The organism is Xanthomonas sp. XNM01 (assembly GCF_014851915.1).
Lineage (GTDB): Bacteria > Pseudomonadota > Gammaproteobacteria > Xanthomonadales > Xanthomonadaceae > Pseudoxanthomonas.
The window spans coordinates 1-15204 of sequence record NZ_JACVAP010000008.1 but is presented as its reverse complement, the minus strand read 5'-3'; the positions used below and the strand labels follow the sequence as shown (position 1 = coordinate 15204).

The following is a 15204-nucleotide window of genomic DNA, read 5'->3' as shown; positions in this document are numbered from 1 at the left end:
CGTGTGGAATCGCGGCGGCGGCCGTCAGGGAATCAGGTTGCGGCGCAGCGCCGGCACCTGGCGGGCGAGTTCGTCGGCGACGATGGCGGCGAAGAAGTCAGCGCCTTCCGGGCCGAGGTGGGTGTAGTCGAAGGCGATCTTGGCCTGGCCCATCGGCTCGGTGGCGGCGTTGTTCTGGGCGGCGCCGGGCGCGACGGGCGTACCGGCCGCGGGCGGTGCGCCGACCGTGGTGCCGGCCTGCGCCGCGCTGACCTGCATCGGCAGCGCCGGCGCCTGGGCGAAGCGCATCGCCTGCACGGGGCCCATGCCCTGGACCGCGGCAGTGCTGCGCGCATGCAGGTCGACCAGCGGGACATCCAGTTCGGCGGCGACCTTGCGGGTCGCCTCGGCCCAGGGGGCGAGATCGTCGATCAACCGGCCCTCGGCGAACTGGCGGCGGGTCAGCGGGGTCAGCAGCACCGGCCTGGCGCCCGCGGCCCGGACCTCGGCCACGTAGCGGCGCAGGTTGTCCGGGAACTCGCGCGCCAGGTCGGTCGACCGGCCTGGCTTGCCGGGCTGGTCGTTGTGGCCGAACTGGATCAGCACGTAGACCTCCTGGTACGCGCCGGGGCGCATTTCCTGCAGCGCGATGTCCCAGGACCCTTCGGCGCGGTAGTTGTAGGTGCTGCGGCCACCACGGGCCAGGTTGATGCACGACACGAACGAGGCGACGTGGTCGGCGCAGAAGCTCGGCCCCCAGCCGCCCTGCACCGCGGTGGTCGAATCGCCGACCAGCACGATCTTGCTGGCCCGGATCGGAGTGACGGCCGGGCGCTCGCGGATCGACGGATCGGTGGACGGGTCCGGCGTCGCGGCCGGCAGGGCGGGGCTGACCAGCGCGGCCATCAACAGGGGCAGACAGGGCAGCAAACGGCGGGAACGCGCAGTCATCGGCAGGCATCCAGTTGGACAGGAGACGGGCGGAGCAGGGTGACCAGCGGTGTCATTTCGACGCCGCACAGGCCCTGCCGGATGCGCCGCACTGTAACCAGCAGCGATGACGATGCCTTGCTGCACCGCAGAATGTCCGCATCGGCGCGGTTTGGTACGGTCGCCTGACCATCGGTGTCATCCGCGGCCTCGCCGCATCCCGTCGACGCCCTCCATTCCCCCACTCCAAGGAACGCCATGGCCCTGCCGACGTCCTTCACCCGCCGCGTCCCCGTGCTGGCAGCCCTGCTGCTGGCCGGCGTCGCCTCCGTGGCCAGCGCCGCCACGCCGACCAGCCCGTGGAAGCGCGGCATCGAGCACCAGCGCCAGGCCGACCTCGGCGACGGCACCTTCCTCAATCCGGTCTTCGCCGGCGACCGGCCGGATCCGTCCGTGGTCAAGGACGGTGACGACTACTACATGACGATGTCCTCGTTCGACGCCTATCCGGGCCTGCCGATCTGGCATTCGCGCGACCTGGTCAACTGGCAGCCGCTGGGCCATGCGATCACCAGGAACGTCGGCTCGATCTGGGCGCCGGACATCGTCAAGCACAACGGCCGCTACTTCATCTACTTCCCGGCCCGCACCGGCGGCACCGAAGGCAGCGAGCGCAGCAACTACGTGGTCTGGGCCGACGACATCCGCGGCCCGTGGAGCGAGCCGGTCAACATGGGCCTGGGCCGCTACATCGACCCCGGCCACGCGGTGGGCGAGGACGGCAAGCGCTACCTGTTCCTGTCCGGCGGCGACTACGTGCAGATCTCCGACGACGGCCTGCGCGTGGTCGGCGAGCCCAAGCACGTCTACGACGGCTGGAAGTACCCGGCCGACTGGGACGTGGAGGCCTACGCGCAGGAAGGCCCGAAGATCAACAAGCGTGGCGAGTGGTACTACATGACCACCGCGGTGGGCGGCACCGCCGGTCCGCCGACCGGCCACATGGTGATCGTGGCGCGTTCGAAGTCGATCCACGGGCCGTGGGAGAACTCGCCGCACAACCCGATCATGCGCACCGTCGACCGCAGCGAGCCGTGGTGGTCGCGTGGCCACGCCACCGTGATCGAGGGCACCGACGACCGCTGGTGGATGATCTACCACGGCTACGAGAACGGCTATTGGACGCTGGGCCGCCAGGCGCTGCTCGAGCCGATCGAATGGACCGACGATGGCTGGTACGTCGCCAAGGGCGGCGACCTGGGCCAGCCGCTGAAGAAGCCGGCGGGCACCTCGGTGGGCCAGCACGGCATGGCGCTGTCGGACCGCTTCGACGGCGACAGGCTGGGTCACCAGTGGTCGTTCTTCAACCCGACCCAGGACGAGTACGAGCGCCTGTCGTTCGGCAACGGCGCGATGACCCTGCAGGGCAAGGGCCGCACCCCGCGCGACACTTCGCCGCTGACCGTGATCGCCGGCGACAAGGCCTACGAGTTCGAGATCGAGATGGAGATCGAACCGGGCGCCATCGGTGGCGCGCTGCTGTTCTACAGCGACCGCCTGTACGTCGGCGTCGGCAGCAACGGCGAGCGCACGATCATGCACCGCTACGGCCTGGAGCGCCCGAGCAACGGCCTGCCGGCAGGCAAGGGCGGCACGCTGTGGATCCGGGTCAAGCACGACCAGCACATCGTCACCATCCACACCAGCAAGGATGGCCGTACCTGGGAGAAGTACCCGGTGCAGATGGAAGTGTCCGGTTACCACCACAACGTGGCCGGTGGCTTCCTTGCGCTGAAGCCGGCGATCTATGCCGCCGGCGAGGGCAAGGTCCACTTCCGCAACTTCACCTACCGCGCGCTCGATTACTGAGAACCCGCTCCAGGCCTGTCGCGCGCACCGGCAGATGGCGCGTGGCGGCGCGCGGGAAGCACGGCGTATGGCTGATACGCCGGCATTCCGGGCAGCACGCACGCCAGCCGGCACGCGCGGCAGGAGACTGGACAGGTTCGGAGCAGACCATCGGGGATCGCCACCGTGATCCCTTCCGGCCGGGCGCCCGCCGCCCGGCCGCGGTCGCTTCGGTGGCGGCCGGCGGTCGCGCCGCAGCGGCCCCGACCGGAGCCCGACCATGCCCCTGCGCACCACCCTGCTGAGCCTGGCCCTTGCGGCCGCCGTTCCGGCCACCGCGGCGCTCGCCGCCAACGCGCCCGCAGCGGAGGCCGGCCGCGCGGTGCTGCCGATGCCCGCCGGCGTGTGGACGCCCGACCAGGGCGACGGCACCTACCGCAATCCGATCCTGGCCGGCGACTATTCCGATCCCGATGCGATCCGCGTCGGCGACGACTACTACATGATCGCCTCCAGCTTCGCGAACGTGCCCGGCCTGCCGGTGTTGCATTCGAAGGACCTGGTGAACTGGAGCCTGATCGGCCACGCGCTGGCGCGGCTGCCGCAGGACGGCCATCACGCCACCCCGCGCCGCGGCGGCGGCGTCTGGGCACCGGCGATCCGCCATCACGACGGCCTGTTCCGCATCTACTACCCGGATCCGGATTTCGGCATCTACGTGGTCACCGCGCGCGATGCCGCCGGCCCGTGGTCGGCGCCGGTGCTGGTCGAGGATTCGCGCGGCGTGATCGATCCGGCCCCGTTCTGGGACGACGACGGCCAGGGCTGGCTGGCGTACTCGTACGCCAAGTCGCGCTCGGGACGGATCAACGAGGTGCTGCTCAAGCGCCTCAACGCCGACGGCACGAAGACCGTCGGCGAGGAACACGTGGTCATCAACGGCGACACGCTGCCTCCGGTGCAGACCTCCGACGGCCCCAAGCAGTGGGTGGTGATCGAAGGCGCGAAAGTGCACAAGCGCGACGGCTGGTACTACATCTTCGCCCCCGCCGGCGGGGTCAAGGGCGGCTGGCAGGGCGTGTTCCGCTCGCGGAACATCCTTGGCCCGTACGAACACCGCAACGTGATGGACCAGGGCAGCTCGCCGGTCAACGGCCCGCACCAGGGCGCGTGGATCGACACGCCGCGCGGCGAACACTGGTTCGTGCACTTCTCCGATGCGGATTCCTACGGCCGCCGCGTGCACCTGCAGCCGATGCAGTGGGGCCGCGACGGCTGGCCGGTGATCGGCCAGCGCCAGCCGGGCCAGCATTACGGCCAGCCGGTGCTCCGCCATCGCAAGCCGGCGCTGCCGCAGCAGCCGGTCGCGATCCCGGTGGTCGACGATGGCTTCGACAGCGGCCCGCACCTGGGCTGGCAGTGGAACGCCAACCCGTCCGATGCCTGGATCGACCGCAGCGCGCGCGGCGTATTGCGCCTGAATGCGGCGTCGACTCCGGTGAATCTGTGGGAAGCCGGCAACGTGCTGACCCAGAAGCTGCCGGGCATGGCCTTCACCGCGACCACCCAGCTGCGCTTCGCGCCGGTCGCGGTCGGCGAGCGCGCGGGCCTGACCCTGTTCGGCGCCTCGTATGGCTGGATCGGGCTGGAGCGCGGCGCCGACGGTGTGCGTCTGGTCCAGGTCGCCCGCGTCGATGCGGCGGCACACGCCGACGAGCGCGTGGTCGCGGCCGATGTCGCGGTCGGCGATGCACCGGTGTGGCTGCAGGTGCAGGTCGAACCGCGCACCGTGACGATCGATCCGCCGGCCGACCCGACCCGCTACTGGCCGTCGATGACGCGCGCGGTGCATGCGGTCGCGCGCTTCAGCTACAGCCTGGATGGCCGCAGCTTCCAGCCGCTGGGCGGGGAGGTCGTGGTCACGCCCGGGCGCTGGGTCGGCTCGCAGGTCGGCGTATTCGCGCAGGCGCCGTCGGGCACGCCGGCGTTCACCGCGACCCGGGTCGGCCATGCCGACTTCGACGACTTCACGGTCCGCTGAGGGCAGCGTCATGCGTCGTCGCGTATCCATGCTGGCCGCCCTGTTGGCTTGCGCCTGCGGCAGCGCGTACGCCGCCGTGCCCGCGACGGCCGGCAACGGAGCGTCGCCGCTCGTTCCAACGACGGCAGTCGATGCTGCGCGCGTCGATCCCGCGGCCACGGCGACACCGCTGTACACGGTCGCGTCGGGCCTGTTCGACCCGGCCGCGCCCGACCTCGGCCTGCAGCCGGCGCCGGGCACGGAGACGATCACGGTGTTCGCGCCGACGCCGGACCAGGACCGCTTCAACAACGGCGCGGTGCTGGTCGCGTTCAAGGGCCGGCTGTACGCACAGTGGCAGAGCTCGCGGCAGGACGAGGATTCGGCCGACACCTGGGTGGCGATGAGCCACAGCGACGATGGCCGCCAGTGGAGTACGCCGCAGGTGCTGCGGCCGGCCGGCCGCGATGGCGTGATGCATTCCAACGGCGGCTGGTGGACCGACGGCGAGACGCTGGTGGCCTACATCAACGTCTGGCCGACCGGTTTCCAGAGCAAGGACGGTGGCTGGACCGAGTACATGCTCAGCCGCGACGGCCGCAACTGGTCGCCGCCGCAGCGCGTGCTGGACGCGGATGGAACGCCGGTCGAGGGCGTGATCGAACAGGATCCGCAGCGGCTGGCCGACGGCCGCATCGTCACCGCCTTCCATCTGCGGCCCGGCATGCATGTGGCACCGCACGTCACCGACGATCCGCTCGGCATCCGCGGCTGGCGACGTGGCGCGATGGTCAACCATCCGCATGACGAGCCACGGGTCAGCCGCGAGCTGGAACCCAGCGTGTTCCTGCGCCGCCGCGACGGCCGGGACTGTGCGGTGATGGTGTTCCGCGACCAGGCCGACAGCTGGCGCCAGCTGGCCAGCGAAAGCTGCGACGGCGGCCTGGGGTGGACCTCGCCGACGCTGACCGCGATGCCCGACTCACGCGCCAAGCAGAGCGCCGGCAACCTGCCCGACGGCAGCGCCTTCCTGGTCAACGCGCCGAACGCCGACCGCGTGCGCATTCCATTGGCCGTGACGTTGTCGGCCGATGGCCACTTATTCGACCGCGCGTTCCTGCTGCGCGGCCGCAGCGATCTGCCTGCGTTGCGGCATGAAGGCCGCTACAAACGCCCCGGCTACCACTACCCGAAGAGCCTGGTCTGGAACGGCGACCTGTACGTCGCATACGCGGTGAACAAGGAAGACATCGCGGTGACGCGGGTGCCACTGCAGGCGCTGCGTGGGGCGCCTGTCCCTTAGCAGAAGCACGTTGCGCGGCCGCACCGCCACCACCCACCCGCACGCGACGCCGGGCCGCAGGCAGCGCGATGTCCACTCCGCCGGGTGGGCATCCGGTCTTGTCGTTGATGGTCCGGTGAGCCGCGTGTCCAGCGGCGCGCGACGCACGCACCGCGCGATGCGCTGTGGCAGCGACGTGCTTCGAGTGATCCAGACGCTGGTCCGTCCAGCGTCCGCGACGACCGTGCGACGGCCGCACGACGATGGATGGTGTGGCGGCCTGCGTGCGGGGTCCGTCGCGTCCGGCGCGCTCACCTGCCCGCGCCCGGGCATGCGCGCCATCGCGTTCCGCTGCGGAACGTCGATCGGCCGGGGCGCAGGCCGAACGTGAAAGCGGCGCACCTGCCCCTCGAGTCACGGTGTCGTGGTGTCCGACGCGGATCGATCGATGCCGCGCATCACCCGGGCGCGCACGCCTCCCGCACCGCCTGCAGCTCAGGCCAGCGCATTCGCACCGGCGGTATCAGCCGACGCGACGACGGTGCGCGGCGCGGCGATCCGGGCCGGGCGCACGCAGATGCCGTCCAGCCAGCGCAGCACCGAGCGCTGCACGTCGAGCGCGGACAGACAGTCGTTCAGGAAGCGCTGGTCGTCGGCGAGCGTGTCGCAGGCGATCAGCTGCTGGTACATCCGGATCTCGCGCTGCTCGAGCGCCTGCCAGGCGGCGGGCGACACAGCCGGGGCGATCATGCGGCTGGCCACATCGGCCCAGGGCGTCGCCGGCCCGCCGAACGTGGTCAGGCAACTGGACAGGCAGCGGAGCTGCGCCTGGGTTTCGGTTGCGTGCAGTTCGGCGCGGTCGCGGATCTCGCTGGAGAGCAGCCGGTCCGCCGCCAGTCCCCGCAGCAGGTTCAACGCCTGGACCTCGACATGGCAGGCGGTGCCGAGCTTGCGGATCAGGGTGGCGCGGTCGGTGATGCTCATCGGTGACTCCAGGGTGGGACGGATCGCGCGACCTCATCCGGTCGCGCCGCGGCGCGCAGGTGTCCGGACCGTCGCCCGTGTCGTCGGCTTCGGGCCAGGTGGCTCCAGCACCAGCGCAGCTGGTGGCCGAAGCGATGGAGGCGGACGCGTCGCGGGCATCGGCCTGCGATGAAGTCGATCGACCTGACGTCCTGCGCGACGTGCATCATGCCCGGCCCCGGCGTGACAGCAGGGTCGAGAATCCGATGCGGGATGCTCGCCGCCGGCTGCTCGACGCGACATGGCGAGGAACTGCAGCAAAGGCGCCACGCTTCACGCAGGCGACCCAATGCGGATTGCAGGCTGGGGCCACATCCGTACAGGAGATCGACCATGCATCGCTTCCTTCCCGCCATCGCGATCGTGCTGCTGCTCGGTGCCTGCGGCGATCGCCGCCAGTCCGACGATGCCGCCGCGGCCGGCAGCAACACCCCTGCTGGCGAGCGCGTCGCGACCACGCCTGAAGGCGCGGCCGAGCCCGATCCCGCCGGTGCCCAGTCGCCGCTGCCGCCCGCCGCACCGCCGCCGAGCGATCCCCTCTGCGCCGAGATGACCGGCGATGCGCGCGACACCTGCCTGCGCGATGCGGCCGAGCGCGCCAGCCGTGCGCCGCACGAGAGCACCACGCCGCCGCCGGAGCCGACTCCGACTCCGACACGCTGAGTCTGCGACCCCGCACCGCGTCGGCGCATGCAACCGACGCGCCTGGCGCCCCGTCCACGCGCGGACGCCGCATGTCCGAGCGCCCGCCAGCCCTGCAACAGGGGCAGGCGGGCGCGTGCGTCAGCGCTTGCGCAGCCGCGTCAGCGATTGAACCAGTCCGTCGTTGCGGACCATGCACAGGTAGCGCCCGTCGGCGTAGTCGACGATCAGCTCGGTCACCTCGTCATTGACCGACACGCGGGTGACCAGCACCCCCTGGTCGCCGGCGCGGACGTTGCAGGCGCCGAGCAGCACACCGGCCGCACCCGCGCCCACCGCGTCGTGATGGTCGTGATGCCGGTCGCCGTCCACCGAGACGTTGCGGAAGGTCGCACGGCAGCCGTCCTTCACCCAGACCGAGTGACGGCTCAGGCCCCAGTTCACTCCCTGCTCGCAGGGCGTGTGGCTCAGCTGCCGCACCAGGCGCACCTCACCCCGGGTATCCATCCCGCATTCGGTCTGGCGCCTGTCCGTGGACGCGCAGGTGACGTCGCCGCCACCCTCGCCATCGGGCCGGTCATCGGATCGGTCATCGGATCGGTCATCGGGCCGATACGCCATCGCCGACGCCTGACCGCCGGTGTCGGCCAGCGTGCAGGTGCCGCTGGTGCGGTTGGCACCGGTGTAGGACACGCTCGCCGTGCCGTCGGGTGCGCGGCTGATCGACAGAGTGACCGCGCTGGCGCCGTCGCGGGCTTCGTAGTAATCCTCGTTGAAGCGCTTCAACGCGGTCTCCCGCCCGTTCACGTAGACCGGGCCGCCGGCATCGGCGTGGACGTCCAGACCGCCGGGGCAGGTCGCGTTGAACATCGGGACAGCGGCCCGTGCGTCGGCCACCGACAGCAGCGACGCCAGACAGACCAGTGCAGCGGAAATGCATGTCTTCATCGTCGTTCCTCCTTGATCCGGCCCGAGCATACGCCCGGCAGGCGTCGCGACCGTGACCGCCGACGAACGGTGCCGGCGCCGACCGACGTGCCGCCGCGCCGCGGTCAGCGCGGCTCCGATGCGTCCATCGAACCGGCACCCGGCGTGCAGGCGCCCGACGTCATGGGGTGGATCCGTGCGGCGGGTCCACCGCCGCCGCGGCTCACTCCTGCGCGGCCTGTGGGTGGTCCGTGTCGTACAGGGCGACGGTCACCACCGCGGTATTGGCGACCAGATCGCCGAGGCGCCGGTAGCGCGACTGCCAGCAGAACAGGTAGTCCAGCAGCAGCGTGATGAGGTTGGACAGCGTGAGCAGGAACAGGTTGTGTACGATCGAGTGCCACACCGTGCACGCTGCGCCGTCGGCGTCCACCACCCGGATCCGCAGCAGGCGCTTGCCCAGACTCCGGCCATCGGGAAGGCCGTCGCGCAGCAGCAGATACACCGCCATCGGCAATGCGGCCACCAGCATCACTGCATCGTCCGACAACGATGCCGGCAGCAGCATCACCGGGATGGCGCCGGCCACCATCACGATGACCAGATCGATCAGCAGCGCCGATCCGCTGCGGCAGGCTGGCATGTCGCGGACGCCGCGCCGCATCCATGTGCGACACATGCCCATCGGCGCTGTCCATGCGCGGTGCGGACTCGGGTGAGGGCGGTTGCGGTGCGGCAGCGTGCGTCATTGCGATCGGGGTCCGGGCAGTGAGGCCACTTTAACGACATCGCCCGGCCGCGGCATGCGTGCGGCGGGACGGTCTTCTGCGCAGCGTGTGGAGCGTGGCGGACGAGGGCCGCGCGATGCGGTGGCTGCATCGCGATCGGTCTGGACAGGATGAGCCCGGCAGCGCGATGCAAGGCGAAGAAGGAGTGGCGCGCCGCGCCGTCGCGCGCCCGTTCGAACGGCGACCCGTGACGCCCCTTGGATCCTGCGCGCGCCCAACGCGGGATGCCGGCATGCGCACGTGGCGGCCGGGCTGAACCGCGGCCTGTCCATGTCGTGCGGGCGCACGCTGCGCTTCGGCCGCGTCGATGGCAGAATCCGCGCCTCCTTGAAGACAGGCGGGCAGCACATGCGGATCGGCATCGACTTTGGAACCAGCTATTCCGCCGCCGGCGCGGTGGTCGACGGCCAGGTCCAACTGGTCCGCTTCGGCGACGACCTGCAGTTCCGCACCGCGGTGTTCTTCCCGACCAGGCTGCCGGACCTGGCCCAGTTCGAGCTGACCCCGGAGCTGGCCGCACGGGTCGACCGGCTGGTCGAGTCCGGTCGCCGCGACCAGGCCCAGCAGGCCGCGCGCCTGCAGGGCCTGCGCGATGCCGCCATGCGCCTGCCCGAGCCGCAGCGCAGCGCGCAGCTGGCGCTGGTGCCGACCTTCCGCGCCCAGACCGACATCCAGCTGCGCCGTGCCGCCAACGCCACCGTGCGCCGCGAATGGGGCGCCGAGCAGACCCGCGAGGCGATGGCCGCGCGCATCGACGTCGGAGACGCGCTGTACGGCGATGCCGCGATCCAGGCCTTCATGGACGAGGGCGGCGGCCGCCTGCTGGTCTCGCCCAAGTCGATGCTGGGTTACAACCTCGATGGCCCGGTGCGCGACGACCTGCTGCGCATCACCTCCTTCATCCTGCGCCACATCCGCGAGACCGCCTCGGCCCAGTTCGGCACCGAGGTGCGCTCGGTGGTGATGGGCCGCCCGGTCGAATTCCGCAGCTCGCGCGGCGAGGAGGGCGGACTGCTGGCGCTGCAGACCATCCGTGATGCCGCGATCGCCGCCGGCTTCGAGCACGTCGAATTCCTCGAGGAACCGGCCGCGGCCGCGTATGGCTACCACGGCCAGCTCACCGAGCAGCGCCGCGTGCTGATCGTCGACATCGGCGGCGGCACCACCGACATGGCGCTGGCCGATCTGGGCGGCGACGCGCGCCTGCCGGCGGTGCACCGTTCGTGGGGTACGCCGGTCGGTGGCACCGATGTCGACCGCGAGCTGACCCTGCGCGGGGTGATGCCGCTGTTCGGCAAGTACCACACCAACACGCCGGTGCATTTCTACGCGCATGCGGCCTCGGTCTGGGACGTCATCGCCCAGCGCGACTTCCGCCAGGCCAGCTTCGACCGCATCGACCCGCCGTACGGACCACGCCTGCAGGCGCTGCAGCAGCCCGGCCACACCGTGCGCCTGAACCGCAGCGTCGAGCGCGCCAAGATCGGCCTCAGCGATGGCGTCGACGCCACGGTGCCGCTGGAGTACATCGAACCGGCGCTGCAGCAGCCGCTGACCGGGCAGACCCTGACCGATGCCGCCGATCCGTTCGTGCGCGCGCTGCGCAGCCTGATGCAGACCGCCAAGACCGACATCGCCGAGCACGCCCCGGACACCATCTACCTGACCGGCGGCATGTCGCGTTCGCCGTACGTGCCGGTGGAGGTGCGCGCGATGTTCCCCGGCATCGAGGTGGTGGCGGGCGACGCGTCGCTGGGCGTGGTCACCGGCCTGGCGCGGGCTGCCGCGGCGCAACCCACGACCGGGGGCTGAGCACGCACGCGGCGCCTCCGTGGTAGCGCGGACCCGCTGACGGACGAAGGTGTCGGCCACCACTCCGCTGGCGGCGGTGCGTCGTTCGCGGCGGGGAACCAGATGCCGCGTGGCTGCGTCCCGACCTGCCGCGCGACAACGGGAGACACGTGGGCTGCTCTACAGGCGGCGGATGAAATCCGCTAGCGTGGGTCGTGAGACGTCGCCCCACCCGAACCCTCAGGTGGCGTGGTCATCCGAGACGAGGCATCCGCTCATGCGTATGGAAAGCGTCGGGATCCATTCCGACCAGGCCAACATGCCCGTACTCAGGCATCCGGCGCGGACGTTCCCCGGCATCCTCGTGCAGGGCGACACGCTGCATGCAGTGTGTGCGCAGGCGGCCGAAGCACGCGCCGGTGGTCCGGACGCGCAGGACGAACTGGACGCGCTGCATCGCAGGCTGCAGGACCTGCTGTCGCACGACAAGGACGTCCTTCGTCAGCACCGGATCGACCTCCCGTTCCAGGACGCGCCTGATGTCTGATCGGCCACGGATCCGGACCGGTGACGCGAGGCAACTGCGCGTGCGCGCTGCCAGGCCAGGTGGCGCAGCGTGACCGCACCCTGCTCCAAGCGAGGGAACAGCAGCCCACGGAACGCTCCGGCGCGACCGTGGACGCCCGTGCAGGCTGATCGGGTGTTCCGGGCATGAGCCGGATGCACCTCCAGGTCCAGTGTCTGTCGCGCGGTTCGCTGCGTGTGACCACGCCCATCGGCGTGCTGGCGTGCGTGATCGATGCGGGCAGCCAGTCTCCGGCTCCCGGAACCTGGTCGATGCGCGGCGGCCCGCTGCCGCCAGAGCTTCCGCCCGGAATGTCCGTGGCCGGAAGCGTCGGCGTCGTGGTCGCGCTGCAGCCCGGCCAGGCGCTCCATGATCTGCAGGTCGGTCTGGTCTGGGAGCGCACGCCGGCGGTGCAGGGCGGTCCAGCCTCGGGCGAATGGCTGGATGCGCAGGAATGGGATGCAGCGGGCTGGCGCGTCGTGATCGGCACGGAGGACGGCGACGCGCTGTCGGCACGGCTGCCGGAGTGCGGTTTCAGCGAGGATCGCTATCCCGTCGCCTACCGCGCCGACGGGCTGGCAATCACGCTGCCGCTCGTGCCCGCCGCCCGCACGACGACGCTGCACTTCATCGTCGCGCTCAACCCGCTTCCCGAACCGGCGGACTGCGCGGCCTGGTTCGCGGTCGGTGTTCCGCATCGACGCGTGCTGCAGGCACTGCAGGGCGTTTGACGGTGCCGGAAGCGCCGCCGCGCTGCGCTGCCGTTCCCGACCGTACCGCCCGATGCCGGTGTCGGTACGGCACTCTTGCGGATCTTCAGCCGCACGCTGCGCAGGCCGCTTGCGCATGGCGATCATCCGGGCGACGCTCCGCGATTGCCCGCGTCGGGACCACGGAATGGACATGGATCTGCATCTGGCCGCCAACGGCCACCAGATGCTCGAGTTCGGCGATCTTCCCGCTGCGGACTGGCTGGCGATCGTGCTGCGGCTGGTGGACGGACACGGATGCACGCTGGTCGGCGCGCCGGTCGGCGGCTTCGATTCGCAGATCTTTCCCAGCGTCCAGGGCGCCGGCTTTCTGCTGGCCGCCGGCCGGGACATCTGGTCCGGGCACTATCTGCTGAGCGAATCGGCGGCCGGCGACGACTTCCTGTCGCGTTTTGCCGCCGAGCTGGGCGCCTGATCGCGGGCAGTGCCGTCAGGGGGCCATCCAGACCGGGACAAGACGACGGAGACTGCGCATGGGCAAACGCATCCTCATCATCCAGGGCCATCCCGCCCGGCAGAGCTTCTGCGCGGCCCTGGCGCAGGCTTACGCACACGGGGCGCGGGACGCGGGCCACACGGTCAGCCTGCTGAGCCTTCGCGAGCTCGCCTTCGATCCCGTCCTGCACGAGGGATACGCCAGCATCCAGCCGCTGGAAGCCGATCTGGTCCGCGCCCAGGCCGAGATCACCGCGGCAGACCACATCGTCGTCGTGTTCCCGACCTGGTGGGGCGGCATGCCGGCGCTGCTTAAGGGCTTCATCGACCGCGTCTTCCTGCCGGGCTTCGCGTTCAAGTACCGACAGGGATCGCCCTGGTGGGACCGGTATCTCACCGGGAAGTCGGCGCACGTCATCACCACCATGGATACGCCGCCCTGGTACTTCCGGCTGTTCTACCGGGACGCCGGGGTCAACCAGATCAAGCGCACCATCCTGCAGTTCTGCGGCGTCGGGCCGGTGAGGGTCACGCGCATCGGCCGGGTCAAGGACGCACCCGCGCGCTGGACGCAGGCGTGGCTGGAAAAACTCACGCGCTTCGGGCGCGACGCCTGACGGGCATGGCGATCTGTTGATCGGACCGGGGGCCGCACTACGCACCAAGCAGCCGGATTTCCTCGCCCTCGACAGCACGACAGAGAGCCGGTGACGAAGGTCGTCGCCAGCATGATGCCGGGTGGGGTCGCTTCGCCCGGATCACGTCCTCCAGCCAAGGCAGCGCGATGCGGGCATCTCCCGCTAGCGCAACAGCAGTGCCGACAGCGCCTGATGCGGGCACCGGCGAACTCCTGCCGCTCGGTGGCCAGTGTGATGAGAAACGCCTCGACCTGGAAATGCCCGTCTGCGCGGGGTCCCGCTTGCTGTTGGCCAGAATGAAACGCCGGATCCACGCGACCCGGCTGCGCTCGGTGCGCAGGCTGTCATGCGTCACCCGGATCCGCTGCCGGACCTGCTCGTGCAGCTGCGGCTTACGTGGCTCCCCTTCCCTCGGATGGCACCGCATTCCGGGGGTGATAAGACATCGCACCGCATTCCGCTTCGTATGCACGGGAGGGTCCGACACCCGCGCAGCTCCAAGGCACCCTCCAAGCCGTTGATCGAGAGCGATATTTACCTGATTGACGATGCCTTCACGCGAATGAATACTCGGCGTTATCCCGCGGAACCGCGGACTACTAAGCGTTAGGCCTTACTTGGGGTTAATCGGAGGACTGAAGATGAAGAGCACGCTGGCCTTGATAGCTATTACCGCATCGGCGGTTTGGTGTCCTGCTGCATTCGCAGACGAAAGCAGTAGCTGCAAGTCTCAGCAAGCCGTTTCATTGTCATGGGACGGAAGCCATCTTGCCACTTGGGACGTAACTGACGGCGAGATGAAGTCTTTTGAGCTGCCCAACGGATTCAATCTAGGTGTCAAGCTTGCGACCGTAGATGACAATCTAGTCGAGATTTCGCTGCACAGCATGAGTGATCCAGATCAGCCCCAGCTATCGAAAACCTTTGGAGGTGAGAACTCGCTTCAAGGCTTCGGTGCCAGAGGCGGGGCCAATCGCGTCGAGGAGCTTGGTGATCCAGGAATCCTGCTTGAGCTGAGCAATCCGGGCTGCGCCAAGGGTGCCGGAGCTGCTTTGGCAGGTAAGGCCTAACAATGCGTTCAAGCCGACACCGCATCGGGGCGCAAACCACATGGCAGGTAGAGTTTGCCATGTGCTTCACGCCCCGCTGCGGCGCGGCTTAACTTAGGCGTTAGTCCTCAGCACATGTCTTTCGCGACCCTCTTTATCACTGAAGGCTCCGAGTGCACTCCCGCTTCGGAGATCCAGTTCAATGGGCAACGACTCTGCATCCTTCGCTTCTCGGAGGCCGGCCTCCCGCAAATCGAGTTCGTTCAAGACCTGTACGTTGGACGAACTGTGGAAATGATCTTTCCTCTTGCAGAGTTTCAAGAGACCGTCCAATTGGCCGTTGATGACTTGGCTGCTTGGCTGCAGAATCTGGCGGATGGCCGGGCAGAGGCCTAACAATTCATGTATGGACTCCCTTTGCAACAGCACACAGCGTGATCATTGACGGGCGAAGCGGATCGGTTGCAGTCGTGTATTCGGCCTTGGGGTGAGCGCGGAGCGCTCGGGCCATCATGAA

The 15204-nt window shown here is 69.7% G+C and carries 15 protein-coding genes; 11 read left to right on the top strand and 4 right to left on the bottom strand.

Features of this window, described 5'->3' with window-relative positions; translation table 11 throughout:
• Nucleotides 1-24 precede the first annotated feature (24 nt).
• Complete coding sequence (locus tag IB242_RS19455) at nt 25-930, bottom strand: rhamnogalacturonan acetylesterase (protein ID WP_225540883.1); 906 nt, start codon at nt 928-930, stop codon at nt 25-27.
• A 237-nt stretch (nt 931-1167) separates the two neighbouring features.
• Between IB242_RS19455 and IB242_RS19450 the strand changes: the two genes are divergently transcribed.
• The 3 genes from IB242_RS19450 to IB242_RS19440 all read left to right on the top strand — a co-directional run bounded on the left by IB242_RS19450 (nt 1168) and on the right by IB242_RS19440 (nt 6080).
• Nucleotides 1168-2778 (top strand): family 43 glycosylhydrolase, encoded by a 1611-nt coding sequence (locus tag IB242_RS19450; RefSeq protein WP_192283463.1) that lies wholly within the window; start codon nt 1168-1170, stop codon nt 2776-2778.
• A gap of 259 nt (nt 2779-3037) precedes the next feature.
• A complete protein-coding gene (locus IB242_RS19445; RefSeq protein ID WP_192283462.1) occupies nt 3038-4798 on the top strand; it encodes a glycoside hydrolase 43 family protein in 1761 nt (586 codons plus the stop codon).
• Nucleotides 4799-4874: 76 nt separating this feature from the next.
• Entirely contained in the window at nt 4875-6080 is a 1206-nt protein-coding gene (locus IB242_RS19440) for a sialidase family protein (protein ID WP_343237180.1), read from the top strand.
• 474 nt (nt 6081-6554) lie between these two features.
• Here the strand turns inward: IB242_RS19440 and IB242_RS19435 are convergent, their stop codons facing one another.
• Entirely contained in the window at nt 6555-7043 is a 489-nt protein-coding gene (locus IB242_RS19435) for a DUF892 family protein (RefSeq protein ID WP_192283458.1), read from the bottom strand.
• 372 nt (nt 7044-7415) lie between these two features.
• Here IB242_RS19435 and IB242_RS19430 point away from each other — a divergent pair, with 372 nt between their 5' ends.
• On the top strand, nt 7416-7745 hold the full coding sequence (locus tag IB242_RS19430; RefSeq protein ID WP_192283456.1) for a hypothetical protein: 330 nt from the start codon (nt 7416-7418) through the stop codon (nt 7743-7745).
• 120 nt (nt 7746-7865) lie between these two features.
• Here the strand turns inward: IB242_RS19430 and IB242_RS19425 are convergent, their stop codons facing one another.
• A complete protein-coding gene (locus IB242_RS19425) occupies nt 7866-8672 on the bottom strand; it encodes a DUF3011 domain-containing protein (RefSeq protein ID WP_192283454.1) in 807 nt (268 codons plus the stop codon).
• Nucleotides 8673-8874: 202 nt separating this feature from the next.
• Nucleotides 8875-9294 carry an RDD family protein gene (locus tag IB242_RS19420; protein ID WP_192283452.1) on the bottom strand — a complete coding sequence of 140 codons (420 nt, stop codon included), beginning with the start codon at nt 9292-9294 and terminating at the stop codon, nt 8875-8877.
• A 493-nt stretch (nt 9295-9787) separates the two neighbouring features.
• Here IB242_RS19420 and IB242_RS19415 point away from each other — a divergent pair, with 493 nt between their 5' ends.
• The 7 genes from IB242_RS19415 (at nt 9788) to IB242_RS19385 (ending at nt 15083) form a co-directional block, all read left to right on the top strand.
• Complete coding sequence (locus IB242_RS19415) at nt 9788-11251, top strand: Hsp70 family protein (RefSeq protein ID WP_192283450.1); 1464 nt, start codon at nt 9788-9790, stop codon at nt 11249-11251.
• Between the two features lie 172 nt (nt 11252-11423).
• On the top strand, nt 11424-11777 hold the full coding sequence (locus IB242_RS19410) for a hypothetical protein (RefSeq protein WP_192283448.1): 354 nt from the start codon (nt 11424-11426) through the stop codon (nt 11775-11777).
• 164 nt (nt 11778-11941) lie between these two features.
• A complete protein-coding gene (locus tag IB242_RS19405) occupies nt 11942-12526 on the top strand; it encodes a hypothetical protein (protein WP_192283446.1) in 585 nt (194 codons plus the stop codon).
• Nucleotides 12527-12698: 172 nt separating this feature from the next.
• Nucleotides 12699-12980 (top strand): hypothetical protein, encoded by a 282-nt coding sequence (locus IB242_RS19400; RefSeq protein WP_192283444.1) that lies wholly within the window; start codon nt 12699-12701, stop codon nt 12978-12980.
• A 58-nt stretch (nt 12981-13038) separates the two neighbouring features.
• Nucleotides 13039-13617 carry an NAD(P)H-dependent oxidoreductase gene (locus IB242_RS19395; RefSeq protein ID WP_192283442.1) on the top strand — a complete coding sequence of 193 codons (579 nt, stop codon included), beginning with the start codon at nt 13039-13041 and terminating at the stop codon, nt 13615-13617.
• 662 nt (nt 13618-14279) lie between these two features.
• Entirely contained in the window at nt 14280-14708 is a 429-nt protein-coding gene (locus IB242_RS19390) for a hypothetical protein (protein WP_192283440.1), read from the top strand.
• A 114-nt stretch (nt 14709-14822) separates the two neighbouring features.
• Nucleotides 14823-15083, top strand: coding sequence for a hypothetical protein (locus tag IB242_RS19385; RefSeq protein WP_192283438.1), 261 nt, complete (start codon nt 14823-14825; stop codon nt 15081-15083).
• Nucleotides 15084-15204: the final 121 nt, after the last annotated feature.